The organism is Seonamhaeicola sp. ABD4_175, from assembly GCF_056160885.1.
In genome coordinates this window covers 475,114-498,224 of sequence record NZ_JBSWYC010000001.1, presented here as the reverse complement: position 1 = coordinate 498,224, position 23,111 = coordinate 475,114, and the positions used below count along the sequence as shown (strand labels likewise).

Here is a 23,111-nt window from a genome sequence, read left to right as displayed (position 1 = left end):
AAATGTTTTAAGATGTTAATGAAGCATAAATAAGTTTTGCGGTGTTTTTACTTGCGCCTTTACCGCCTAAGGCTTTTTCAAGCTCATAATAATCTTCAAAAATTCTTTGGCGTGTGTTGGTGTTTAAAATATTTTCTAGTTCGTGTTTTAATCGTTTTTTATTAAAATTGTTTTGAATTAATTCAGTAACCACTTCTTTATCCATGATTAAATTTACCAGTGATATGAATTTGAGTGTAATAATACGTTTAGCAATATGGTAAGAAATAGCGCTACCTTTATAACAAACAACTTGAGGTACTTTAAATAAAGCGGTTTCTAAAGTAGCCGTACCCGATGTAACCAAAGCAGCATGTGCTACACTAAGCAAATCATATGTTTTATTGGTGATGAATTTTACATTATTTGTTTTAATAAATTGCTGATAAAAGCTAAATTCTTGACTTGGCGCACCGGCAATTACAAATTGATAACTTTTAAAATCATCAACCAAACTAAGCATAACAGATAGCATTTTTGTTATTTCTTGTTTTCGGCTTCCTGGTAAAAGAGCAATTATTGGTTTTTCGTTTAGCTGGTGTTTTTTTCTAAAATCAATAGGGTTAACCTGTGTTCTGTCTGCAATGGCATCAATTAACGGGTGCCCAACAAATGCAACATCATAATTGTATTTTTTATAAAATGGTTTTACAAACGGCAGAATAACATACATGGCATCAATATCGCGTTTAATAGCTTTAACACGACTAGCCCTAGATGCCCAAACTTGCGGAGAAATGTAATAATTAGTTTTAAAACCTTCGGCTTTTGCCCATTTAGCAATGCGTAAATTAAACCCAGAGTTATCAATGAAAATGACCACATCGGGCTTAAAATTTTTAATATCATCTTTACAAAAAGAAATGAGTTTAAAAATTTTTGTGAGGTTCATTATAACTTCAGTAAAGCCCATAAAAGCACGTTCTTTGTAGTGCTTAACTAATGTGCCACCAACGTTTTGCATTAAATCGCCACCCCAAAACCTAATATTGGCATTGGTATCAATTTTTTGTAATGCTTTCATAAGGTTGGCACCATGTAAATCTCCCGATGCTTCTCCTGCAAGTATATAATACTTCATTTTTAAATTTAATACAGTTTAAAAATAAATGTAAAAACAGCAATAAAAACGGTAATTAGTAATACGCCACGGGCTCTGTAGTCTTGTCTTTTTTTAATAAAAATAAAAAAAGCAACTAAATTTAATACAGCACCAAGGCTTATTAGTTTTCCTAAAAAACCTTCGTTGGCAGCGGCTTTAATTACGTTTGTAAAATCATCACCATTACCTAATAAAGTAGCGGCAGCTAATAAACCAATGCCGTTTGCAATAAGGCCAACAAGCATGCCAATAATTATGTCTTTTTTCATTTAAAAAATTATTCAGTTTTATTAAAATTCCAAGAATTTAAAGTTTTTAAAGCTTGGTAAGCGGTTAAGTCAAATTGAACGGGTACTACAGAAATGTAACCATTTTCAAGTGCGTATTCATCAGTATCTTCACCGCCATCTAAATTTACAAATTTACCACTAAGCCAGTAATAATCTTTACCCATTGGGTTTTGGCGTTTATCAAAAGTTTCAACCCAATTACCTTTTGCTTGTCTGCATATTTTTACACCTTTAATTTTATCTTTAGGTAGGTTGGGTATGTTTACATTTAAAACAACATCATTTGGTAGTTTGTTTTTTAAAACTTCAAGAACAATTTGTTTTATAAAAGGTTTTGCATCTTCAAAATTAGCATTCCAAGAATAATCTAAAAGCGAAAAACCAATAGCTGGTATACCTTCAACACCAGCTTCAACAGCAGCACTCATGGTGCCAGAATAAATAACATTTATTGAGGCGTTAGACCCATGATTAATACCAGAAACACATAGGTCTGGTTTTTGGGTAATTAACTCTCTGTTGGCAAGTTTTACGCAATCTGCAGGTGTGCCAGAGCAGCTGTATTCTTTTTGTGGTCCGTTATCAAAAGTAACTTTGTTAACATAAAGTGTGGCATCAACAGTAATGGCATGCCCCATACCGCTTTGTGGGCTGTCGGGTGCAACTACTACAACATCGCCAATGGTATTCATAACACTTATTAAGGTTCTAATTCCTGGAGCGTTTATGCCATCATCATTTGTTACAAGTATAAGTGGTTTTTTTGTCATAAAAAGTATATAAATAACATATGCTAAAATACATAATTTCATTAGGAAACAGGCATTTTCTTTGGTTTAACAAAAAATTAGGCCTATTTGCAGTTATTGGCATAGTTTTTTCTTTATTTTAGTGAAATATTACTATTATTTAATAGAACTATTTAAATATTAACTGATGAAAAAAATTATGAAAAGGAATTATAAAGTTCTATCGTTGTTGCTGTTGTTAGCCTTTGCTTCATGCAGTTTTACAACCAAAACATTTGATAACCCAGACAAAGATAAATTACTGGTACAAATTATAACGTTTGTTTTAGAGCGTGGGCATTATGATCCTATTGCAATGGATGATAACTTCTCGCAAGAACTTTTTGATGATTATATTGAAACCTTAGACCCGTTTAAACGCTATTTTTACGAATCAGACATTAAAGATTTTGAAAAATATAGATTGCAATTAGATGACCAATTAAAATCTACCGATGTTACATTTTTTAATGAAACACACGAGCGTTTAATAATGAGAATACGCGAAGCTAAAGAAATATATAACGATGTTTTAAGCACACCTTTTGATTATACAATTAACGAAACATTTAATACAGATTACGATAAAGATGGTTATGTAAAATCAAAAAAACAAATGAAAGAACGTTGGAGAAAACAATTAAAGTTTTCAACACTTTCAAACTATGATGATATTCATATTCAAGAAGAGCAAGCTAGAAAAAATGATGCCTCATACGTTTCAAAAACCGAAGCACAAATTGAAAAAGAAGCACGCGAAGCCACAAAAAAATCATTAGAAATATATTTCAATGACAATATTGATGATTTGCAACGCGAAGATTGGTTCTCAATTTACGTAAACACTATTGTTGAAGAGTTTGATCCGCATACATATTACCTAGCACCACGAAACAAAGAAGCTTTTGATATGGATATGTCTGGTAAATTAGAAGGTATTGGCGCCAGATTACAAAAAAGAATGGATTACATTAAAATTGTTGAGCTAATATCTGGCGGTCCTGCATGGAGAAGTAATGAGCTTGATGTTGAAGATGTTATTTTAAAAGTAAGACAAGAAGATGAAGAGTTTCCTATAGATATTGTAGGCATGCGTATTAATGATGCCATAAAATACATAAAAGGCCCTAAAGGCACTAAAGTAATTTTAACTATTAAAAAAGTAGATGGTACCATTAAAGAGGTAACCATTGTTAGAGATGTTGTTGAGTTGGGTGAAACCTATGCAAAATCATCAGTAGTTGAAAAAGAAGGTAAAAACTTCGGAATCATTAATTTACCAAAATTTTATGTAGATTTTAATGATTATAAAAACGTAAATGCGGCACAAGATGTTAAAAAAGAAATTGAACGTTTAAAGCAAGAAGGCATTGAAGGTTTAATTTTAGATTTAAGAAATAATGGCGGTGGTTCATTACCAACTGTTGTTGATATGGCAGGCTTATTTATAAAAGATGGTCCTATTGTGCAAGTACGTTCAACAGGCGATAATAAAGAGGTTTTAAAAGACAGAGATAAATCCATTTCTTGGGATGGTCCTTTAGTAATTTTAGTAAACGAATTATCTGCTTCGGCTTCCGAAATTATGGCTGCCGCTATGCAAGATTACAAAAGAGCCATTGTTATTGGTAGCAAACAAACCTACGGAAAAGGTACCGTTCAAAATGTGTATAATTTAAATGATTTAGTTAGAAGCAGTACAAGCGGAGATTTAGGAGCTTTAGCTTTTACAACTCAAAAATACTACAGAATTAACGGTGGTTCTGTGCAGTTAGAAGGTGTACAAAGTGATGTAACTGTTCCCGGACGTTTTAGTTATATTGAAGTAGGTGAAAAGGAAAAAGAAAATCCGTTACCGTATGACGAAATAACACCTGCAAATTATACGCCTTGGGAAAATTATTTTGATTATGAAGCTACCATAAGCAAAAGTAAAGCCCGTATGAGCAATAATGAACAGTTAAAACTTATTGATGAAAATGCTAAATGGGTAAAAAGTAAAATTGATGAAACAGTAGTGTCTTTAAACTACAATCAATACAAAAAAGATGCAGAGTTAAATGATGAAGAAGGTAAAAAGTTTGATGCTATTTCAAAGTATAAAACCAATTTAACGTTTAGATCTCATGCGTACGAGAAATCATTATTTGAACAAGATACCACAGATTTAAAAGAAAAAAGAGAACGTTGGCATAACAGTTTAACAAAAGATGTTTATGTAGAAGAGGCTATAAATGTTTTAGAAGATTTAAAAACAGCATATCCAATAAAAAAAGTGGCATCAACAAATAAACTAGAAATAAAAAAGTAGTTGGTTTATGCAACATAAACCAAATTCATTAAAACAATTAGCGCTCCAAAAGTTTAAAAAAAACTTTTGGGGCGTTTTTAGTTGCTTTTTTTTAATGTTTGTAGGTGTAATAGCTGTATTTGCTTATGTAATTGCTCCAGATAATACAAGGCATGCCAACCAAATGCACTTGTCAATTCATTCCAAAAAGCCGGGTTTTAAAGTTTTAATGCTTACAATTCCTTCAGAGTTTAAAGAAAAAGAAAATGTATTAAACAATGTGTTCTTCGGAAAAAAAAGTATAAATACCGAAGTGCCTATTTCAAAATATAAAATAGAAAATAACGTATTACAATACACTGAATATGCTTCTGATCGTTTAGAAGGTGTTGAAAAAACATTAAGGCTTGAAGTGTTTCCAAATAGCAATGCTTCAAAATTTATTAAAGAAAAACGTTTCCTTTTTGGTACCGATAAATACGGACGTGATTTATTAAGTAGAGTGCTTATAGGTGCCAGAATTTCATTTTTTATTGGCTTTATAGCAGTATTTATATCGTTAATAATTGGTCTTTTTATGGGTAGTGTTGCAGGATATTATGGTGGAAAAGTTGATGCTGTAATTATGTGGATTATAAACGTAACTTGGTCTATACCTACGTTATTACTGGTTATTGCAATAACGTTGGCTTTAGGTAAAGGCTTTTGGCAAGTGTTTATTGCGGTAGGCTTAACCATGTGGGTTGAGGTTGCTAGAGTTGTACGCGGACAAATAATTAGTGCTAAAGAAATGCAATATGTAACGGCTGCAAAAGCGTTGGGTTATGGCAATTTTAGAATTATAACCAAGCATATTTTGCCTAATATAATGGCGCCAGTTATTGTAATTTCGGCAGCTAATTTTGCAGCGGCCATTTTAATTGAAAGTGGGCTTAGTTTTTTGGGTATTGGCGCACAACCTCCAATGGCAAGTTGGGGTGCTATGATAAAAGACCATTACAATTATATAATTTTAGGTAAACCTTATTTAGCTGTTATTCCTGGGCTGTGTATTATGAGTTTAGTTATGGCCTTTATGTTAATTGGTAACGCTCTGCGCGATGCTCTAGATGTGAAGACTTAGCTTTTTTTAGTGTTTTTTTATTATGAAAACACTTAAAATATTGCTTTAGTAAGCGTTGTGAAAAGTTTCTAACGGTTTTCTAAATTGCTGTTTAAATAATCAATATAATTTAGCAAATCATCTTTACCAATACTTTTTGATGATGATGTAATAAAGTATTCAGGCATTTCCACCCAAGTTTCTAACATAATATTCTGGTAGGCTTTCACATGTTTTTCAATAGCCATAGGTTTTAGTTTATCGGCTTTTGTAAAAATGATACAAAACGGAATGCCGTTTTCACCCAACCACTGCATAAATTCTAAATCTATAGTTTGTGGTGTGTGTCTAATATCAACTAAAACAAAAGCGCAAACTAATTGCATGCGGTTGCTAAAATATTGTGTAATAAACTTTTGAAACACCTTTTTTGAAGATTTTGAAACGCGTGCATAACCGTAACCAGGTAAATCTACCAAATGCCAATTATTATTAATTAAAAAATGGTTTATTAACTGCGTTTTTCCTGGTTTCCCCGATGTTTTTGCTAAACTTTTTCGGTTGGTAAGCATGTTAATTAATGATGATTTGCCAACATTGCTTCGGCCTATAAAAGCATACTCTGGTAAGTGCCCTTTTGGGCATTTTTCAACATCAGAATTGCTTACTACAAAGCTGGCAGATTTAATATCCATTAACTAATCTATGCTTTTTATATTTTAAAAATCACGTTTGTTTAACCAGTTTTCCATAAGGCTGTTAAATGTGTTAGGGTGTTCCATCATAGCGGCATGCCCACATTTATCAATCCAATATAAATCAGAATCTGGTAAAAGGCTATGGAATTCTTCAGCAACTTCAGGAGGCGTAACACTGTCATTTTTACCCCAAATAATACATGTTGGAGTTTTCATGTTAGGCAAATCTTTAGCCATGTTGTGTCTAATGGCACTTTTAGCAATTGCTAATGTTTTTATAAGTTTATTTCTGTCGTTAACAGTAGCGTATACTTCATCTACAATTTCTTTTGTAGCAACTTCAGGATCATAAAAAACCTCTTGGGCTTTCTTTTTTATAACCTCATAATCACTACGCTTTGTGTAACCACCGCCCATGGCACTTTCGTATAAGCCAGAACTGCCTGTAATTATTAAAGTTTTTACTTTTTTAGGAAACAATTTAGTATGGTATAAACCTATATGGCCACCAAGTGAATTACCTAATAAAATTACTTCATTAAATCCTTTAAACTCTATAAAACTGTGTAAGTAATTTGCAAAATTTTTAACATTGGTTTTAAGTAAAGACATGGTGTAAATAGGTAATTCTGGAATTATAACCTTATAGCCTTTAGAGCTAAAATGTTTGGTTACAGCATCAAAATTACTCAATCCGCCCATTAATCCGTGTAGCACTATTATAGGAGTACCTTCACCAACTTCAATATAGCTGTAATTACCTTCTTTTTTTAAACTGTGCGTCATTAAATAGTTAGTCTTTCACAAAAAACAAATATAGTTATTTCATTCATAATATAACTATCATAATTAATTCAGTAAAGCAAAACTTATTTAAAGTATTGTTAATAATATGGTTGTTAAAGTTTTGTGTTTTGTAAATAGTTGATTGCTAGGGTTTATAGGGGTTTTGGGGAACTGTTTGTAGATAAGTGGAGAGTATGTGGTAAAATTTATTAACAAAGTGGTATATTGTGGTAAAATGTGGTAAATTTTTCAATATCTTTGAATTTTGAATAGGAAACCTAACAAACAAGCTTGAATTTTTTAACAGGAACATACGAATGCAAAGTAGATGCAAAGGGTAGGTTAATGATGCCTGCGCCTTTAAAAAAGCAAATGTCCGCTGTTTTGGCAGAGGGTTTTGTGTTGCGCAGATCGGTGTTTCAAAAATGTTTAGAGTTGTATCCAATGGCAGAGTGGCAAGTGCTAATGCAAAAAATGAACAAGCTAAACAGGTTTAAAAAAAAGAACAACGATTTTATTAGAAGGTTTACTGCAGGTGTAAAAATGGTTGAAGTTGATGGTAACGGGCGTTTGCTAATACCCAAAGATTTAACTGTTTTTGCAAACATTTCAAAAGATATTGTTGTGGCTTCGGCTGTAAATATTATTGAAATTTGGGATAAAGATTTATATGAACAAGCCATTGATGATGCGGCGTTAGATTTTGCAGATTTAGCCGAGGAAGTAATGGGGCAAGATGATGAGTATGGAATATCATAATCCAGTATTGTTAAAAGAAACCGTTGATGGTTTAAACATAAAGCCAAATGGCGTGTATGTTGATGTTACTTTTGGTGGTGGCGGACATAGTAAAGAAATTTTAAGTAGGCTTGATGAAAACGGAAAGTTGTTTGCTTTTGATCAAGATGAAGATGTTCTTAGAAATAAAATTGACGATTCAAGATTTACGCTAATTAGTGAAAACTTTAGGTATTTAAAGCGTTTTTTAAGGTTGCATGGTGTAAAGCAAGTTGATGGTATTTTGGCAGATTTTGGTGTGTCTTCGCATCAATTTGATGTTGCTGAACGCGGATTTTCAACACGCTTTGAGGCAGATTTAGATATGCGTATGAATCAGCGTAGTGCACTATCTGCATTTCATGTGGTAAATGAATATGAAGAGGAGCAACTTAGGCAGGTGTTTGCACAATATGGTGAGCTAAGGCCGGCGCCAGCAATGGCAAGGTTAATTGTAGCGCAAAGGCAAAACGAGCCAATTGTAACAAGTGAACAGTTAAAAGCGGTTTTAAAAAAGTTTTTACCGCCTAGGCATGAAAATAAAGTGTTGGCGCAAATATATCAGGCAATAAGAATTGAAGTAAACCAAGAAATTGAAGTTTTAAAAGAGTTTTTGTTGCAAACGCCAGAGGTGTTGGTAAAAGGTGGTAGGCTAAGTTTTATATCCTATCATTCTTTAGAAGATAGGCTGGTAAAACGTTTCATAAGAAATGGTTTGTTTGAAGGAGAGCCAGAAAGGGATATGTTTGGAAATTTTGAGGTGCCGCTTAAAAAAGTTAACGGGCTTATAGTGCCATCAAAAGAAGAAATTGAAATTAATAATAGGGCTAGAAGTGCAAAATTGCGAATAGCTGAAAAGTTATAAAAGTGTTTTAATAACTGTATGTAAGCTGTTGGTTAAGCAATGAAAAAGAACATTTATAACATATTAAAAGGAACATTTTTAGTAAGTGATGATTCTTTTAAAAACTGGAGGTTTATCATTTTTATATCAGTGTTGGCTTTGGTTATGATAGCAAGTTCGCACAGTGCAGATAAAAAAGTGTATGAAATAGCACGGTTAAAAAATGAAGTAAAAGAAACCCGGTCCACGTTTTTAGAAGGTCGTACAAAATTAATGCGGCTAAAAATGGAGTCGCATGTAATAGATATAATGAAAGAAAAAGGAATTGCGCCATCAGTAATTCCACCTAAAAAAATAAAAGTAAAATCTAAAAATTAAACAACATTGGCAATTAACGAGAAAAACATATTAAACCGTTTGTACTTTATAGCAGGGTGTATGTTTGTCTTCGGGCTTGCTGTGGTGTTTAAGCTGTTTAGTATACAGTTCCTGCAAGGCGAAAAATACAAAGCATTAGCAGAAAAGCGTGTTGTAAAAGATGTTGTTATTCCTGCAAACAGGGGTAATGTGTACTCGGTAAATGGCAATTTGTTGGCAACGTCAATTCCTAAATATGATATTAGAATTGATGCGCTAACCTCATCTGCAAAAAACTTCACAAAATATTTGAAACCTTTAGCAGATTCACTGTCAAAATTCACAGGTAAATCATCAGCTTTTTACCAAAAAGAATTAAGAAAAGCACGCGCTAATAAAAACAGGTATTATTTATTAGTGAGAAATGTTGGGTATACAGATTATACAAGAATTAGAAACTTTCCGCTACTAAGTTTAGGTGCTTTTAAAGGCGGGTTAATTGTTGAGCAAACAACAAAACGCGAGCATCCAATGGGTGGTATTGCGCAAAGAACCATAGGTTATGAGCGGGTTGATGATAAGGGTAACATTACACGCCCGGGTATTGATGGTGCTTTTGGTGTTAAATATTTGCGTGGGGTTGATGGGCAACGAAAAAAACAGCGCATAGGTAAAGGGCAATGGAAACCATTACGTGATGCTAATGAAATTGAACCTAAAGATGGTTATGATGTATACACAACTATTGATGTTAATATACAGGATATTGCACACCACGCACTTTTAGAGCAGTTAGAAAAATATAAGGCAGACCACGGTTGTGTGGTAGTAATGGAAACAAAAACGGGTGAAATTAGAGCTATTTCAAATTTAGGTAGAAATAAAAACGGACATTACTATGAGCGCTTAAATTATGCGGTTGGTGAACGTCATGAGTCTGGTTCTACCTTTAAATTAATGGCTTTAGCAGCTGCTTTTGAAGATAAGTTGGTAGATACAAGTGATGTGGTTGATACAGAAAAAGGTGTTATTACTTATTACGGAAAAAAGGTGAGAGATTCTAAATGGGGTGGTTACGGAAAAATTTCAATTTCTCGCGCTTTTGAAGTGTCTTCAAACACCGGAATTGTTAAGGCAATAGATAAAGCTTACAGAAAACAACCTGAAAAATTTGTTGATAGGTTATATGATATGAATTTGAATTCAGATTTAAACCTACCAATAATTGGTGAGCCAAAGCCTATTATTCCAGATCCGCGTGTAAAAAATGGCCGTTGGAGTGGTATTGCTTTGCAGTGGATGGCTTACGGTTACGGTGTGTCATTTACGCCATTGCAAACCCTCACTTTTTATAATGCGGTTGCTAATAATGGTGTAATGGTAAAGCCTAGGTTTTTAAGAGAGGTTAGAGAGTTTGATAGGGTTATTGAACCTTTTAAAGAAGAGGTTATTAACAGTGGAATATGTTCAAAAGAAACGGTTGGTAAATTACAAGCGTTGTTAAAAAATGTAGTTGAAAAAGAACATGGCACAGGTCATCGTTTGTATTCTGAAAATTTTTCAATGGCGGGTAAAACAGGTACTTGTCAAAAAGATTATATCAATAAAGAAAAGCTTAATTATATATCATCTTTCGCTGGGTATTTCCCTGCTGAAAACCCTAAATATTCCTGTATAGTTGTTATACACGAACCTGATAAAAGTGTGGGGTATTACGGGGCCGATGTTTCTGGGCCTGTTTTTAAAAGAATTGCACAAAAAATATTTACCGATACACCAATTGTTGATGAAGTGGAAACGCTAGATGTTAAAAAAAATTCAGTTGAAAAAGAGTTTAAAAATTACTATCAATTAGCGCAAACCTATAAAACAATTATGCCAAACGTGGTTGGTTTACCTGCAATGGACGCTGTTGCGCTTTTAGAAAATATGAATGTAAATGTAAAAGTGAAGTTGCAAGGTAGCGGTATTGTAAAAGAGCAATCCATTAATAAAAATATCAAATTAAAAGATAATCAAACAATTGTTTTAATAGCATCATGAACGTTTTAAAAGACATATTATATAAAGTTTCAATAAACGCCGTTGTAGGAGATACAAACGTTGCGGTAAACGCTATTCATTTTGATTCTAGACATGTAGGTGAAAATGATGTGTTTGTAGCTATTGTTGGTACAGCAGTAAATGGACACAATTTTATTGAAAAAGCTATTGAAAACGGAGCTAAAGCTATTGTTTGTCAGCTAATGCCAAAAGTTTTAGTTGATGGTATAACGTATGTTGAGGTTGGTAATTCTAATAAAGCATTGGCAATTTTGGCGTCAAACTATTACGGTGCACCTTCTGAAAATTTAAAGCTAGTTGGGGTAACGGGTACCAATGGTAAAACAACAGTTGCAAGTTTGTTATATCAGTTGTTTAAAAATGCAGGTTATAAAGTTGGGCTACTTTCAACAGTAAAAATATTAGTTGATAATAAAGTGTATAAAGCAACACACACAACACCAGATTCTTTAACTATTAATAAATATTTAAAGGAAATGAATGATGAAGGTGTTGAGTTTTGTTTTATGGAAGTGAGTTCGCATGGTATTCATCAAAGCAGAACCGAAGGTTTGGTGTTTGCGGGCGGAATTTTCACAAACCTCTCGCATGATCATTTAGATTATCACAACACATTTGCAGAATATAGAGATGTAAAAAAACAGTTTTTTGATGGCTTGCCAAAAGAAGCATTCGCTTTAACTAATGCTGATGATAAAAATGGTGCTGTAATGCTGCAAAACACAAAAGCAAAAAAATATACGTATGCTTTAAAGAGTTATGCCGATTATAAAGCGCAAATTTTAGAAAATCAGTTAAGTGGCTTGCTGCTTAAAATTAATGATAATGAGGTTTGGACAAAGCTAATAGGAAATTTTAACGCTTATAATGTTTTAGCAATTTATGCTACTGCAGAGCTTTTAGGGCTTGAAAAATTTGAAGTTTTAAGGCTTGTTTCTGAATTAGAGAGCGTTAGTGGGCGTTTTCAGTATGTAATTTCAGATGAAAAAATAACTGCAATTGTTGATTATGCACACACGCCCGATGCGCTTAAAAACGTATTAGAAACCATTAATAGCATCCGTACAAAAAACGAAGAACTTATTACAGTTATTGGTTGTGGTGGTGATAGAGATAAAACGAAGCGCCCAAAAATGGGGCATATTGCAACGGCACTTAGTACAAAGGTTATTTTTACTAATGATAACCCAAGAAGTGAAGATCCTGAAACAATATTAAGAGACATTGAAGCGGGTGTTGAGCCTCAAAATTTCAAAAAATCATTAACAATTTCAAATAGAGCGCAAGCTATAAAAACAGCTTGTCAATTAGCGTCGCCTAATGATATAATATTAATAGCCGGCAAAGGGCATGAAACGTATCAAGAAATTAAAGGTAAACGTTTTGATTTTGATGATTTAAAAACAGTAAAAGAATTTTTAAAACAGTTACAAAAATAAAATGCCATTTGCGCTTAACAAAGTTTAAGTGAGCAAATGGCAAGAAAAAAGCATGTTATATTATTTATTTAAATATTTAGAACAACAATTCCAATTTCCAGGAGCTACGCTTTTTGGGTTTATAACTTTTAGGGCTGCTTTGGCAATGATATTGTCGTTGTTAATTTCAACTATATATGGTAAAAGAATCATCCGTTTTCTTCAAAAGAAACAAATGGGTGAAACTATACGAGATTTAGGTTTAGATGGGCAAGCCGAAAAAGCAGGTACCCCAACAATGGGTGGTATTATTATTATTCTGGCAACTCTAATACCGGTAATTCTTTTAGCAAAATTAGAAAACATTTATATCATTTTATTGCTAATAACAACCTTATGGATGGGAGCTATTGGTTTTATAGATGATTTCATAAAAAAATTTAAAAATAATAAGGAAGGACTAAAAGGTAGGTTTAAAGTAATTGGTCAAGTTGGTTTGGGTGTTATTGTGGGTGCAACGCTTTATTTTCATAATGATGTGGTTATAAAAGAAAAATTACCGTTAGAAACGCAACAACAAATACGAAAAGAAAATCCTGCAGCTAAAGAGTCTGCATTTTTTAAGGTTGAAGAAAAATCAACTAAAACAACCATTCCGTTTGTTAAACATAATGAATTTGATTATTCAGATTTAATAACTTGGATTCACCCAGATTTAGAAAAATACACATGGTTAATTTTTATAATAGTGGCCATTTTTATAATAACAGCTGTTTCTAATGGCGCTAATTTAACCGATGGGATTGATGGTTTAGCTGCCGGAACATCAGCAATTATTGTGCTTACATTAGGGATTTTTGCTTGGGTGTCTGGTAATATAATTTTCTCAGATTACTTAAATATCATGTACATACCAAGGGTTGAAGAAATTACTATTTACATAGCAGCATTTGTTGGTGCGCTTATTGGTTTTTTATGGTACAATACGTATCCGGCACAGGTGTTTATGGGAGATACCGGAAGTTTAACTATTGGCGGAATTATAGCAGTAATAGCAATTGCTGTACGAAAAGAATGGCTCATTCCTGTGTTGTGTGGTATATTTTTAGCTGAAAATTTATCAGTAGTAATGCAGGTTAGTTGGTTTAAATATACCAAGAAGAAATATGGTGAAGGTCGCCGAATTTTCAAAATGTCGCCACTGCATCACCACTATCAAAAACTAGGGTACCACGAAAGTAAAATTTCAACACGCTTTTGGATTATTGGAATTCTACTAGCTATTCTTTCAATAGTAACATTGAAGATTAGATAAATGAAAAAGCTTGTAGTTCTTGGAGGTGGCGAAAGTGGTGTTGGTACAGCGTTACTGGCAAAAGAAAAAGGATACAGCGTGTTTGTGTCTGATAAAGGAAAAATAAAAGAAAAATATAAAGAGGTTCTTATAAATAATGAGATTGCATGGGAAGAAGAAATGCATACCGAAGCAAAAATTCTTAATGCAAATGTGGTGATGAAAAGCCCAGGGATACCAGATAAAGTGCCGTTGGTAAAATTAATACATAACAAAGGTATTCCGGTGGTTTCAGAAATTGAATTTGCGGCTATGTTTACCAAAGCTACAATTGTGGGTATTACAGGTAGTAACGGAAAAACAACAACAGCAAGTTTAACGCATCATATTTTAAAACAAGAATTACATGTAGGTTTAGCAGGTAATATTGGCGATAGTTTTGCCAAACAAGTGTTGCAAAAAAACTATCAGGATTATGTTTTAGAGATTAGCAGTTTTCAATTAGATGATATCATCAAATTTAAGCCGCACATAGCAGTAATTACCAACATAACTCCAGATCATTTAGATAGGTATGATTATAAGTTTGAAAATTACATTGCTTCAAAATTCAGAATAGTAGAAAATCAAACTAAAAACGATTTTTTAATATATGATGCTGATGATGAGGTTATTGTAAAGTACTTAGAAAACAACCCTGTAAAATCAACATTATTACCGTTTTCCTTAACAAAACGTATTGAAAATGGAGCCTATTTAGAAAACAATAATATAAAAATAACAGTAAATAATAGCGAATTTATTATGCCAACAACAGGTTTAACATTAGAGGGTAAACATAACGTAAAAAACGCAATGGCAGCTTCAACAGTTGCTCATTTATTAAAAATTAGAAAGCAAACAATAAGAGAAAGTTTAGAGAATTTTCAAGGCGTAGAGCATCGTTTAGAAAACGTACTTAAAATAAATAAAGTGCAGTATATAAACGATTCTAAAGCTACCAATGTCAATGCAACATATTTTGCTTTAGAAAGTATGGATGCGCCAACCGTTTGGATAGTTGGCGGTGTAGATAAAGGTAATAACTATGAAGAGTTGTTTCCTTTTGTGAATGAAAAAGTAAAGGCTATTATTTGTTTAGGCGTAGATAATGAAAAGCTACTTAAAACGTTTGGTAGCATGGTTGATGTTATTGTTGAAACACAATACATGAGCGAAGCTGTAAAAATAGCTTATAAAATTGCCGAGGTTGGAGATAATGTATTGCTGTCACCAGCATGTGCAAGTTTTGATTTGTTTGAAAATTATGAAGATAGAGGGCGTCAGTTTAAAGATGCTGTACGTAACTTATAATAATACCATCTTAATCTTCCTAAAGGGAAGCAATAAGATGTTAAATACAAATTTAAGAGTTTTTCCTTAGGGGAAAATGTCCGCAAAATGAGTAGCATATTTAAAAACATAAAAGGAGATCGTTTAATTTGGGCAATTGTGGCGTTGTTGGCTATAGTTTCATTTTTGCCTATATACAGTGCTGCTAGTAATTTAGCTTATAAAGGCGGTGGTAGTAATACGTTTGCTTTTTTTGTAAAGCATTTTATGCATTTGTTTTTGGGGTTTGCAATAATGTATGGGGTTCATAAAATTCCGTATAGGTATTTTAAAGGCTTGTCCTTAATTATGATTCCTGTGGTATTAGTGTTGTTGGCTATAACCATGATGCAAGGAACGGTTATTGATGGCGCCAATGCAAGCCGTTGGATACAAATACCAATAGTAGGCATGTCATTTCAAACATCAACGTTAGCAGCGGTAGTTTTAATGGTGTATGTGGCAAGGTACATGTCTAAAATAAAAGATAAAAAAATAACATTCAAAGAGTCTATTTTACCACTTTGGGTACCCGCATTTTTAGTGTTGGCTTTAATATTGCCTTCAAACTTTTCAACAACAGCTATTATATTTTTAATGGTTATTGTATTGGTGTTTTTGGGCGGATATCCATTACGATATTTAGCAGTAATTATTGGCAGTGGTTTGCTAATGCTCACATTGTTTATTTTGGTTGCAAAAGCATTTCCTGATGCTATGCCAAACAGGGTAGATACTTGGATGAGCAGAATTGAAAGTTTTTCTAATACAGAAGATACAGAAGCCGATTATCAAATTGAAAAAGCTAAAATAGCTATAGCCTCTGGAGGTATAAATGGTGTTGGTCCAGGAAAAAGTAGACAAAAAAACTTTTTACCACAATCGTCATCAGATTTTATTTTCGCCATTATAATAGAAGAATATGGTTTGTTAGGAGGCATGTTTGTTATGGTTTTATATATGTGGCTGTTGTTTAGAATAGTAATAGCGGCCCAAAAAGCAGATACCGTTTTTGGTAAATTATTAGTGTTGGGTGTTGGCTTGCCAATTGTATTTCAGGCATTAATAAACATGGCAGTGGCGGTAGAGTTGTTTCCTGTAACTGGGCAAACACTACCATTAATTAGTAGTGGAGGAACCTCAATCTGGATGACTTGTTTAGCACTAGGTATTATTTTAAGTGTTAGTGCTAAACGCGAAGAAATAAAAGAAAAAGAAGAAAATATAGAAGAAAACCCATTAGAAATTTTATCTGAAACTATTTAATGAGTAACTACAAAATCATATTATCAGGTGGTGGTACTGGCGGTCATATTTATCCGGCTATTGCAATTGCTAACGAGTTAAAAAGGCGTTTTCCAAATGCCGAATTTTTGTTTGTTGGCGCAAAAGATAGAATGGAAATGGAAAAAGTACCACAAGCGGGCTATAATATTGAAGGTTTATGGATTTCGGGCATACAACGCAAGTTAACAGTAAAAAACTTGTTATTCCCTTTTAAAGTGATTAGTAGCGTTTTAAAATCTAAAAAAATATTAAAACAATTTAAGCCAGATGTGGCTATTGGTACGGGTGGTTTTGCTAGTGGTCCGTTATTATATTCGGCAGCATCTAAAGGTATTCCTAGTGTAATACAAGAGCAAAATTCGTATCCAGGAATCACCAATAAGTTTTTATCAAAAAAAGCAGCAAAAATATGTGTGGCTTATGATGGTTTAGAGCGTTTTTTTCCGAAGGATAAAATTATAAAAACGGGTAATCCGGTGCGTCAAGGTTTGTTAAATATTACATCAAAAACAAACGAAGCCAAAAAGCATTTCGGTTTAAAAGAAAATATGACAACCTTGTTGGTTTTGGGCGGTAGTTTGGGGGCAAAACGTATAAATGAATTAATAGAAAAAAAATTAGACTTTTTTAATACTCAAAACGTACAAATAATTTGGCAATGCGGTAAGTTGTATTATCAGCAATATAAAATTTATGGTAATACAAAGCATGTACAAGTGCATCAGTTTTTAAATGATATGGCTAGTGCTTATGCAGCGGCCAATGTTATAGTTTCAAGAGCAGGTGCTAGCTCAGTTTCAGAGTTGTGTATTGTTGGTAAACCGGTAATTTTTATACCATCTCCAAATGTTGCGGAAGATCATCAAACTAAAAATGCAATGGCTATAGTAAATCAAAATGCAGCTTTACTTATAAAAGAAGAAGATTTAAATGCCGATTTTGAAAATAAATTTTCACAATTAATAGCATCAAAAGAAAAACAACAAACGTTGTCTGAAAATATTAAAAAATTAGCCTTGGTAAACGCAACAAAAGATATTGCAGATGAGGTTGAAAAATTATTAAACAAAGCATGAATTTAAATAACGTACATAACATATATTTTGTGGGCATTGGCGGTATTGGCATGAGTGCTTTGGCTAGATATTTTTTAGCTAATAATAAGTGTGTTGCTGGTTATGATAAAACACCAACTGAAATAACCGAAGCCCTGTCAAGCTTGGGTGTTCATGTGCATTTTAATGATGCTGTACAGGTTGTGCCAAAGCCATTTTTAAACCCAACAAACACTTTGGTTGTTTATACGCCGGCAATACCTAAAAATCATGCAGAACTTAATTATTTTATTAATAATAATTTTAAGGTATTAAAACGCTCGCAAGTTTTAGGTTTAATTACAGAAAATACATTTTGTTTGGCTGTGGCTGGCACACATGGTAAAACAACAACATCAAGTATTTTAGGGCATTTATTGCATGAGTGTAATGCAGAGGTTACTGCGTTTTTGGGTGGTGTTACAGAAAACTATAATTCAAATTTAATATTGAAGGGAACTGAAGTTTCGGTGGTTGAAGCAGATGAATTTGATAGGTCGTTTTTAACATTGTCTCCAGATTTAGCATGTATAACTTCTATGGATGCTGATCATTTAGATATTTATGGTGAAGCTGAAGCATTGCAAGAGTCGTTCGTGCAATTCACAAAACGCATAAAACCAAATGGTAAGCTGTTTGTTAAAAACGGTTTGCCACTTGAAGGTATAACCTACGGAATTGAAGATGACGCAGATTACAGTGTTCAAAATATAAAAATAGAAAATGGATCTTATGTTTTTGATGTGAAAACACCAAAAGCTATCATTAAAAATTTAGTGTTTAATCTTCCGGGTAGGCACAATTTGTCTAATGCGCTTGTAGCTTTTGCTATGGCTATAGATTATGGTTGTTCTCATGAGCAGCTCGCCAAAGCTTTAGCGTCTTTTAAAGGAGTGAAAAGACGATTTTCGTACCATATTAAAACTGATAATTTAGTTTTTATAGATGATTATGCACATCATCCTGAAGAAATTAACGCAGTGCATCAGGCTGTTAGAGAAATGTATCCAAACAAAAAAGTATTGGCTGTATTTCAACCGCATTTGTATAGTAGAACAAGAGATCTTATAGATGATTTTGCTTTAAGCCTATCAAAATTTGATGAACTATTGTTGCTAGATATTTATCCGGCAAGAGAGTTGCCTATTGAAGGTGTAACATCAAGTTGGTTATTAAGTAAAATTACTAATAAAAATAAGCAATTGGTAAGTAAACAGGCGCTGTTGCAAAAAATAAACGAAAGTAATGCGCATGTAATTTTAACCATTGGTGCAGGTGATATTGGAGAGCAGGTAAAACTAATTAAAAAAAGTTTAAGCGTTGAGAGTTAACTGGAACTACATAAAAATGTTTGTGCTGTTAGTGTTTACAGTGTTTCTGTATGCGTTTTCATTGAAGAAAAATGGAGTGCGAAACGTGTCTAAGCCTAACATTGAATTTGTGGGTGAAAACAGGCCGTTTATTACCACTAACAATGTTAGTAAATTGTTAATACAAAATTACCAAGGCGTGAAAAACGTGTCAAAAGAAACTTTAGATTTGAATGCGTTAGAAACTGCCCTAAAATCTAATCCAATGGTCAAGTCTGCAGAGGTGTATGTTGCTGTAAATGGCACACTTAACGCTAAAGTTGAACAAAAAACACCTATTGCAAGAGTAAATACAAATGTATCGTATTACATTGATGACGAAGGTTCGTTTATGCCTTTGTCTGCAAGTTATTCAGCAAGAGTGCCGTTGGTTACAGGGTATGTAGAGAAAAATAATTTAAAAAGTCTCTTTACTGTAGCTCAAAAAATAAAAAACGATGTGTTTTTAAAAAAGCACGTTATAGAAATACACCAAGGTTTAAATAAAACAATCAATTTAAAACTTAGGCAGTGTAATTTTATAGTACAGTTAGGAGACGTGAAATTATTAGATAAAAAAATTAATAATCTAAAAGCGTTTTATAAAAAAAGTTTAAAAGAAAACACGCTAAATGATTATAAGAAAGTGAATTTACAATTTGATAACCAAGTAGTTTGTAGTAGGTAAATTGTTTGGTGGCAATAATCATTTAAGTGCGTTTAGTATTTAAGTATTAAAATCTCAATTTTTTTGAGTAAAACGTAAACTATGGAACATAATTTAGCAGTAGGATTAGACATAGGAACCACAAAAATTGTGGCCATGATTGGTCGTAAAAACGATTATGGTAAACTTGAAATTTTAGGCATTGGGAGGTCTAAAAGTTTAGGCGTACACCGTGGTGTGGTAAATAATATCACACAAACAATACAGTCTATACAACAAGCGGTTCAAGAGGCAGAAGCGGCTGCAAATATTAAAATTGCCGATGTTACAGTTGGTATTGCGGGGCAACACATACGTAGTTTACAACACAGTGATTATATTACCAGACCAGATTCTGAAACGGTAATTGATGATGATGATATTGATAGGCTAATAAATCAAGTACATAAGTTGGTTATGTTACCCGGTGAAGAAATTATTCACGTATTACCACAAGAATATAAAGTTGATGGGCAAGCTGAGATTAAAGAGCCAATAGGTATGTATGGCGGTAGGTTAGAAGCTAATTTTCATGTAGTTGTGGGCCAAGTATCATCTATCAGAAATATTGGTAGATGTGTTAAAAGCTCAGGTTTAAGTCTTGAAGGTATAACTTTAGAGCCTTTAGCATCAGCAAATGCCGTACTAAGTCAAGAAGAAAAAGAAGCCGGTGTAGCCTTAATAGATATAGGTGGTGGTACAACAGATTTAGCCATTTTTAGAGACGGCATCATTCGTCATACAGCAGTTATTCCGTTTGGAGGCAATGTAATTACTGAAGACATAAAAGAAGGCTGTTCAATTATAGAAAAACAAGCCGAATTATTAAAAATAAAATTTGGTTCAGCATGGCCAGGTGAAAACAAAGACAATGAAATTGTCTCAATACCAGGGCTTCGTGGTAGAGAACCAAAAGAAATAACCCTCAAAAACTTGTCTAAAATAATTCACGCACGTGTGGTTGAAATTATTGAGCAAGTATATGTTGAAATAAAAAATTACGGACACGAAGAGCAAAAGAAAAAACTTATTGCAGGTATTGTTTTAACTGGTGGAGGTAGCCAATTAAAGCACTTAAAACAATTAGTAGAATATATCACAGGTATGGATACCAGAATAGGCTATCCTAATGAACATTTAGCAGGCGATAGTGATGAAGACATTACCAGCCCATTGTTTGCAACAGCTGTAGGTTTAGTGTTAGATGGCCTAAAACGCCAGCAACGTAAAAAAGTTGAAACAGAAATTACAACAGAAACAGAGGTTGAAGAAGCAACTGAAACTACAAATGAAAACGTAAATGAAGTTGTTGAAGAACCCAAAAAAGAACGTAAGTCGTTTTTAGATAAATTAACCGAACGTGTTAAAGATTTTCTAGATAACGCAGAGTAGCCAAAGCGGCACATTAAAAAGAACCATTGAATTTAAAATATAAGTACAAAACCCCAGAAAAACAGAATTTATGAGCAGCAACAAAGAATTCGAAAGCATTAAGTTTGATTTACCCAAAAACCAATCAAACGTAATCAAAGTTATCGGTGTTGGTGGCGGTGGTAGCAATGCCATAAACCACATGTTCCAACAAGGCATAAAAGGTGTAGATTTTTACATCTGTAATACCGATGCTCAAGCACTTCAAAACAGTGGTGTTCCAAACAAAATACAATTAGGCGTTAACTTAACCGAAGGGTTAGGTGCTGGTGCAAATCCTGATATTGGAGAGCAAGCAGCAGTAGAGAGCTTTGAAGAAATTTCTAGAATGCTAGACTCTAACACTAAAATGGTATTCATTACAGCTGGTATGGGCGGTGGTACAGGTACAGGAGCTGCGCCTATAATTGCTAAAATGGCTAAAGATTTAGATATTTTAACAGTAGGTATTGTTACCATGCCATTTCAGTTTGAAGGAAGAATGCGTATTGAGCAATCACAAAAAGGAATTGAAAAAATTAGAAGTGTTGTAGATTCTTTAATAGTAATAAACAACAATAAGCTTAGAGAAGTTTATGGTAATCTTGGTTTTAAAGCAGGTTTCTCTAAAGCCGATGAGGTATTATCAACTGCTGCTCGTGGTATTGCCGAAGTTATAACACACCATTACACACAAAATATAGATTTACGCGATGCTAAAACGGTATTAAGTAATAGTGGCACTGCAATTATGGGGTCTGCAGTAGCTGCTGGTCAAAACCGTGCGCAAGATGCCATTAGAAATGCGCTAGATTCACCGTTATTAAACGATAACAAAATAACAGGTGCCAAAAACGTATTACTACTTATTGTATCAGGTACACATGAAATCACTATTGATGAAATAGGTGAAATTAATGACCACATTCAAACAGAGGCTGGCCATGGTGCTAACATAATAATGGGTGTTGGTGAAGACAGTACCTTAGAAGAATCAATTGCAGTAACCATTATAGCAACAGGTTTTAATATTGAACAACAAGACGAAATTTCAAACACTGAAACCAAAAGAGTTATTCATTCTTTAACAACCGAAGAACAAGATTTAAGTACCGAAGAAAAAGAACCAGCTATAATAGCGCCATCTATAGAGTTAGAAAAGAAAGAAACACCAAAAATTGTTCGTCACACTTTGCATTTAGATGCCGAAGAAACGCATATAAAACCAAAGCCTTCAAAACCAGAAAATAACGTTGATAAAAATGTAAATTTAGATATCATTCCAACTACCGAAATTATAAAAAACATCAATGTTGTGTATGATGAAGTGAAGGCAACCGTTGCAGATGAAGACGATTTTATCATTAAGCCAGTAACAAAAATGGAAAATGATATTAAAAATATTGATGTAGTAGCCGAAACTATTGAAGAAGAAGAACAACAAATAACCCTAACTTTTGATTTGCCTTTAACAACCAATAATGTTGAAGCAACAAAAGAACCTGTTAAAGATGAAGATATTATTTCGCATGATTTAAATGAAGAAATAAAAGATATCACAGTAAATGACTACACAGAGCTAATTACTATTACCGAAACAAATGAAGAAGGTGATATTAGATATACTTTAGATGATTATGCCGAAGCTGATGCCGTAAACCCCAAGAAGCAAACCAAAGAAGAGGTTGTTGAAGAGGTAGATAATGATGTGGTTTTTGAAAGAAAAGTGGTTAATGAGCCAGCTGTAGAAGCAGAAGAAGAGCAAGAAATAGACCCAATGAATACGCCTATTTCAGAACTTTTAAAAGAACGTGCCGAAGAACGCAGACGTAAAATGAAAGACTTCAATTATAAATTCAATACTTCAAAAATTGATGATATTGAAAAAGTGCCAGCATACAAACGTCAAGGATTAGATATTAGCCAAACCAAATCATCATCTGATACTGATATGTCTCGAACCAGTGTAGGTTTAGATGATAATGACGACATACAATTAAGAAGTAATAATTCTTTTTTACATGACAATGTCGATTGATTTTTTC

Annotated in this window: 20 protein-coding genes; 15 read left to right on the top strand and 5 right to left on the bottom strand. The window is 33.3% G+C overall.

The window, feature by feature from the left end:
* Positions 1-7: 7 nt before the first annotated feature.
* Genes lpxB through surE form a run of 3 tightly spaced genes read right to left on the bottom strand, consistent with a single transcriptional unit; the run spans position 8 to position 2,201 of the window.
* Complete coding sequence (lpxB, locus tag ACXAG4_RS01990; RefSeq protein WP_475294402.1) at positions 8-1,120, bottom strand: lipid-A-disaccharide synthase; 1,113 nt, start codon at positions 1,118-1,120, stop codon at positions 8-10.
* 8 nt (positions 1,121-1,128) lie between these two features.
* Positions 1,129-1,410 (bottom strand): hypothetical protein, encoded by a 282-nt coding sequence (locus ACXAG4_RS01985; RefSeq protein ID WP_475294401.1) that lies wholly within the window; start codon positions 1,408-1,410, stop codon positions 1,129-1,131.
* Positions 1,411-1,418: 8 nt separating this feature from the next.
* Entirely contained in the window at positions 1,419-2,201 is a 783-nt protein-coding gene (gene surE, locus ACXAG4_RS01980) for a 5'/3'-nucleotidase SurE (RefSeq protein ID WP_475294400.1), read from the bottom strand.
* 178 nt (positions 2,202-2,379) lie between these two features.
* Here surE and ACXAG4_RS01975 point away from each other — a divergent pair, with 178 nt between their 5' ends.
* Both ACXAG4_RS01975 and ACXAG4_RS01970 read left to right on the top strand, forming a co-directional pair.
* Positions 2,380-4,530 carry a carboxy terminal-processing peptidase gene (locus ACXAG4_RS01975; protein ID WP_475294399.1) on the top strand — a complete coding sequence of 717 codons (2,151 nt, stop codon included), beginning with the start codon at positions 2,380-2,382 and terminating at the stop codon, positions 4,528-4,530.
* A gap of 7 nt (positions 4,531-4,537) precedes the next feature.
* Positions 4,538-5,632, top strand: coding sequence for an ABC transporter permease (locus ACXAG4_RS01970; RefSeq protein WP_475294398.1), 1,095 nt, complete (start codon positions 4,538-4,540; stop codon positions 5,630-5,632).
* Between the two features lie 68 nt (positions 5,633-5,700).
* On the opposite strand, the gene yihA is transcribed toward ACXAG4_RS01970, so the two are convergent.
* Both yihA and ACXAG4_RS01960 read right to left on the bottom strand, forming a co-directional pair.
* A complete protein-coding gene (gene yihA / locus ACXAG4_RS01965; protein ID WP_475294397.1) occupies positions 5,701-6,306 on the bottom strand; it encodes a ribosome biogenesis GTP-binding protein YihA/YsxC in 606 nt (201 codons plus the stop codon).
* A 24-nt stretch (positions 6,307-6,330) separates the two neighbouring features.
* Positions 6,331-7,095, bottom strand: coding sequence for an alpha/beta fold hydrolase (locus ACXAG4_RS01960; protein WP_475294396.1), 765 nt, complete (start codon positions 7,093-7,095; stop codon positions 6,331-6,333).
* A 291-nt stretch (positions 7,096-7,386) separates the two neighbouring features.
* Between ACXAG4_RS01960 and mraZ the strand changes: the two genes are divergently transcribed.
* From mraZ to ftsZ, 13 genes are all read left to right on the top strand, one after another.
* Positions 7,387-7,854, top strand: a complete 468-nt coding sequence (mraZ, locus tag ACXAG4_RS01955) for a division/cell wall cluster transcriptional repressor MraZ (protein ID WP_475294395.1) — start codon at positions 7,387-7,389, stop codon at positions 7,852-7,854.
* Positions 7,841-8,737, top strand: a complete 897-nt coding sequence (rsmH, locus tag ACXAG4_RS01950; RefSeq protein ID WP_475294394.1) for a 16S rRNA (cytosine(1402)-N(4))-methyltransferase RsmH — start codon at positions 7,841-7,843, stop codon at positions 8,735-8,737. The genes mraZ and rsmH overlap by 14 nt, the downstream gene beginning before the upstream one ends.
* 39 nt (positions 8,738-8,776) lie before the next feature.
* Complete coding sequence (locus tag ACXAG4_RS01945) at positions 8,777-9,094, top strand: FtsL-like putative cell division protein (protein ID WP_475294393.1); 318 nt, start codon at positions 8,777-8,779, stop codon at positions 9,092-9,094.
* Positions 9,095-9,154: 60 nt separating this feature from the next.
* Positions 9,155-11,116: a penicillin-binding protein gene (locus ACXAG4_RS01940; RefSeq protein ID WP_475295231.1), complete on the top strand. Its 1,962-nt coding sequence runs from the start codon at positions 9,155-9,157 to the stop codon at positions 11,114-11,116.
* Positions 11,113-12,576 (top strand): UDP-N-acetylmuramoyl-L-alanyl-D-glutamate--2,6-diaminopimelate ligase, encoded by a 1,464-nt coding sequence (locus ACXAG4_RS01935; protein WP_475294392.1) that lies wholly within the window; start codon positions 11,113-11,115, stop codon positions 12,574-12,576. The genes ACXAG4_RS01940 and ACXAG4_RS01935 overlap by 4 nt, the downstream gene beginning before the upstream one ends.
* A 52-nt stretch (positions 12,577-12,628) precedes the next feature.
* A complete protein-coding gene (gene mraY, locus ACXAG4_RS01930) occupies positions 12,629-13,870 on the top strand; it encodes a phospho-N-acetylmuramoyl-pentapeptide-transferase (protein ID WP_475294391.1) in 1,242 nt (413 codons plus the stop codon).
* A complete protein-coding gene (murD, locus tag ACXAG4_RS01925; RefSeq protein WP_475294390.1) occupies positions 13,871-15,202 on the top strand; it encodes a UDP-N-acetylmuramoyl-L-alanine--D-glutamate ligase in 1,332 nt (443 codons plus the stop codon).
* A gap of 87 nt (positions 15,203-15,289) precedes the next feature.
* On the top strand, positions 15,290-16,486 hold the full coding sequence (locus tag ACXAG4_RS01920) for an FtsW/RodA/SpoVE family cell cycle protein (protein WP_475294389.1): 1,197 nt from the start codon (positions 15,290-15,292) through the stop codon (positions 16,484-16,486).
* On the top strand, positions 16,486-17,583 hold the full coding sequence (gene murG / locus ACXAG4_RS01915; RefSeq protein ID WP_475294388.1) for an undecaprenyldiphospho-muramoylpentapeptide beta-N-acetylglucosaminyltransferase: 1,098 nt from the start codon (positions 16,486-16,488) through the stop codon (positions 17,581-17,583). Before ACXAG4_RS01920 ends, murG begins: the two co-directional genes overlap by 1 nt.
* Positions 17,580-18,932, top strand: a complete 1,353-nt coding sequence (gene murC, locus ACXAG4_RS01910) for a UDP-N-acetylmuramate--L-alanine ligase (RefSeq protein ID WP_475294387.1) — start codon at positions 17,580-17,582, stop codon at positions 18,930-18,932. Before murG ends, murC begins: the two co-directional genes overlap by 4 nt.
* 85 nt (positions 18,933-19,017) lie before the next feature.
* A complete protein-coding gene (locus ACXAG4_RS01905; protein WP_475294386.1) occupies positions 19,018-19,638 on the top strand; it encodes a cell division protein FtsQ/DivIB in 621 nt (206 codons plus the stop codon).
* An 81-nt stretch (positions 19,639-19,719) separates the two neighbouring features.
* Positions 19,720-21,048, top strand: coding sequence for a cell division protein FtsA (gene ftsA / locus ACXAG4_RS01900; RefSeq protein ID WP_475294385.1), 1,329 nt, complete (start codon positions 19,720-19,722; stop codon positions 21,046-21,048).
* Between the two features lie 70 nt (positions 21,049-21,118).
* Positions 21,119-23,104: a cell division protein FtsZ gene (gene ftsZ / locus ACXAG4_RS01895; RefSeq protein ID WP_475294384.1), complete on the top strand. Its 1,986-nt coding sequence runs from the start codon at positions 21,119-21,121 to the stop codon at positions 23,102-23,104.
* Positions 23,105-23,111: the final 7 nt, after the last annotated feature.

Excerpts from the sequence above, each read along its gene's own strand:
- ACXAG4_RS01940 (WP_475295231.1), top strand. The coding sequence starts at position 9,155 with ATGTTTGTCTTCGGGCTTGCTGTGGTGTTTAAGCTGTTTAGTATACAG.
- ACXAG4_RS01985 (WP_475294401.1), bottom strand. The coding sequence starts at position 1,410 with ATGAAAAAAGACATAATTATTGGCATGCTTGTTGGCCTTATTGCAAAC.
- ACXAG4_RS01935 (WP_475294392.1), top strand. The coding sequence starts at position 11,113 with ATGAACGTTTTAAAAGACATATTATATAAAGTTTCAATAAACGCCGTT.
- murG (WP_475294388.1), top strand. The coding sequence starts at position 16,486 with ATGAGTAACTACAAAATCATATTATCAGGTGGTGGTACTGGCGGTCAT.
- murD (WP_475294390.1), top strand. The coding sequence starts at position 13,871 with ATGAAAAAGCTTGTAGTTCTTGGAGGTGGCGAAAGTGGTGTTGGTACA.
- ftsZ (WP_475294384.1), top strand. The coding sequence starts at position 21,119 with ATGAGCAGCAACAAAGAATTCGAAAGCATTAAGTTTGATTTACCCAAA.
- murC (WP_475294387.1), top strand. The coding sequence starts at position 17,580 with ATGAATTTAAATAACGTACATAACATATATTTTGTGGGCATTGGCGGT.
- rsmH (WP_475294394.1), top strand. The coding sequence starts at position 7,841 with ATGGAATATCATAATCCAGTATTGTTAAAAGAAACCGTTGATGGTTTA.
- yihA (WP_475294397.1), bottom strand. The coding sequence starts at position 6,306 with ATGGATATTAAATCTGCCAGCTTTGTAGTAAGCAATTCTGATGTTGAA.
- ACXAG4_RS01920 (WP_475294389.1), top strand. The coding sequence starts at position 15,290 with ATGAGTAGCATATTTAAAAACATAAAAGGAGATCGTTTAATTTGGGCA.
- ftsA (WP_475294385.1), top strand. The coding sequence starts at position 19,720 with ATGGAACATAATTTAGCAGTAGGATTAGACATAGGAACCACAAAAATT.
- lpxB (WP_475294402.1), bottom strand. The coding sequence starts at position 1,120 with ATGAAGTATTATATACTTGCAGGAGAAGCATCGGGAGATTTACATGGT.
- mraY (WP_475294391.1), top strand. The coding sequence starts at position 12,629 with ATGTTATATTATTTATTTAAATATTTAGAACAACAATTCCAATTTCCA.
- ACXAG4_RS01975 (WP_475294399.1), top strand. The coding sequence starts at position 2,380 with ATGAAAAGGAATTATAAAGTTCTATCGTTGTTGCTGTTGTTAGCCTTT.
- surE (WP_475294400.1), bottom strand. The coding sequence starts at position 2,201 with ATGACAAAAAAACCACTTATACTTGTAACAAATGATGATGGCATAAAC.
- ACXAG4_RS01970 (WP_475294398.1), top strand. The coding sequence starts at position 4,538 with ATGCAACATAAACCAAATTCATTAAAACAATTAGCGCTCCAAAAGTTT.
- ACXAG4_RS01960 (WP_475294396.1), bottom strand. The coding sequence starts at position 7,095 with ATGACGCACAGTTTAAAAAAAGAAGGTAATTACAGCTATATTGAAGTT.
- ACXAG4_RS01945 (WP_475294393.1), top strand. The coding sequence starts at position 8,777 with ATGAAAAAGAACATTTATAACATATTAAAAGGAACATTTTTAGTAAGT.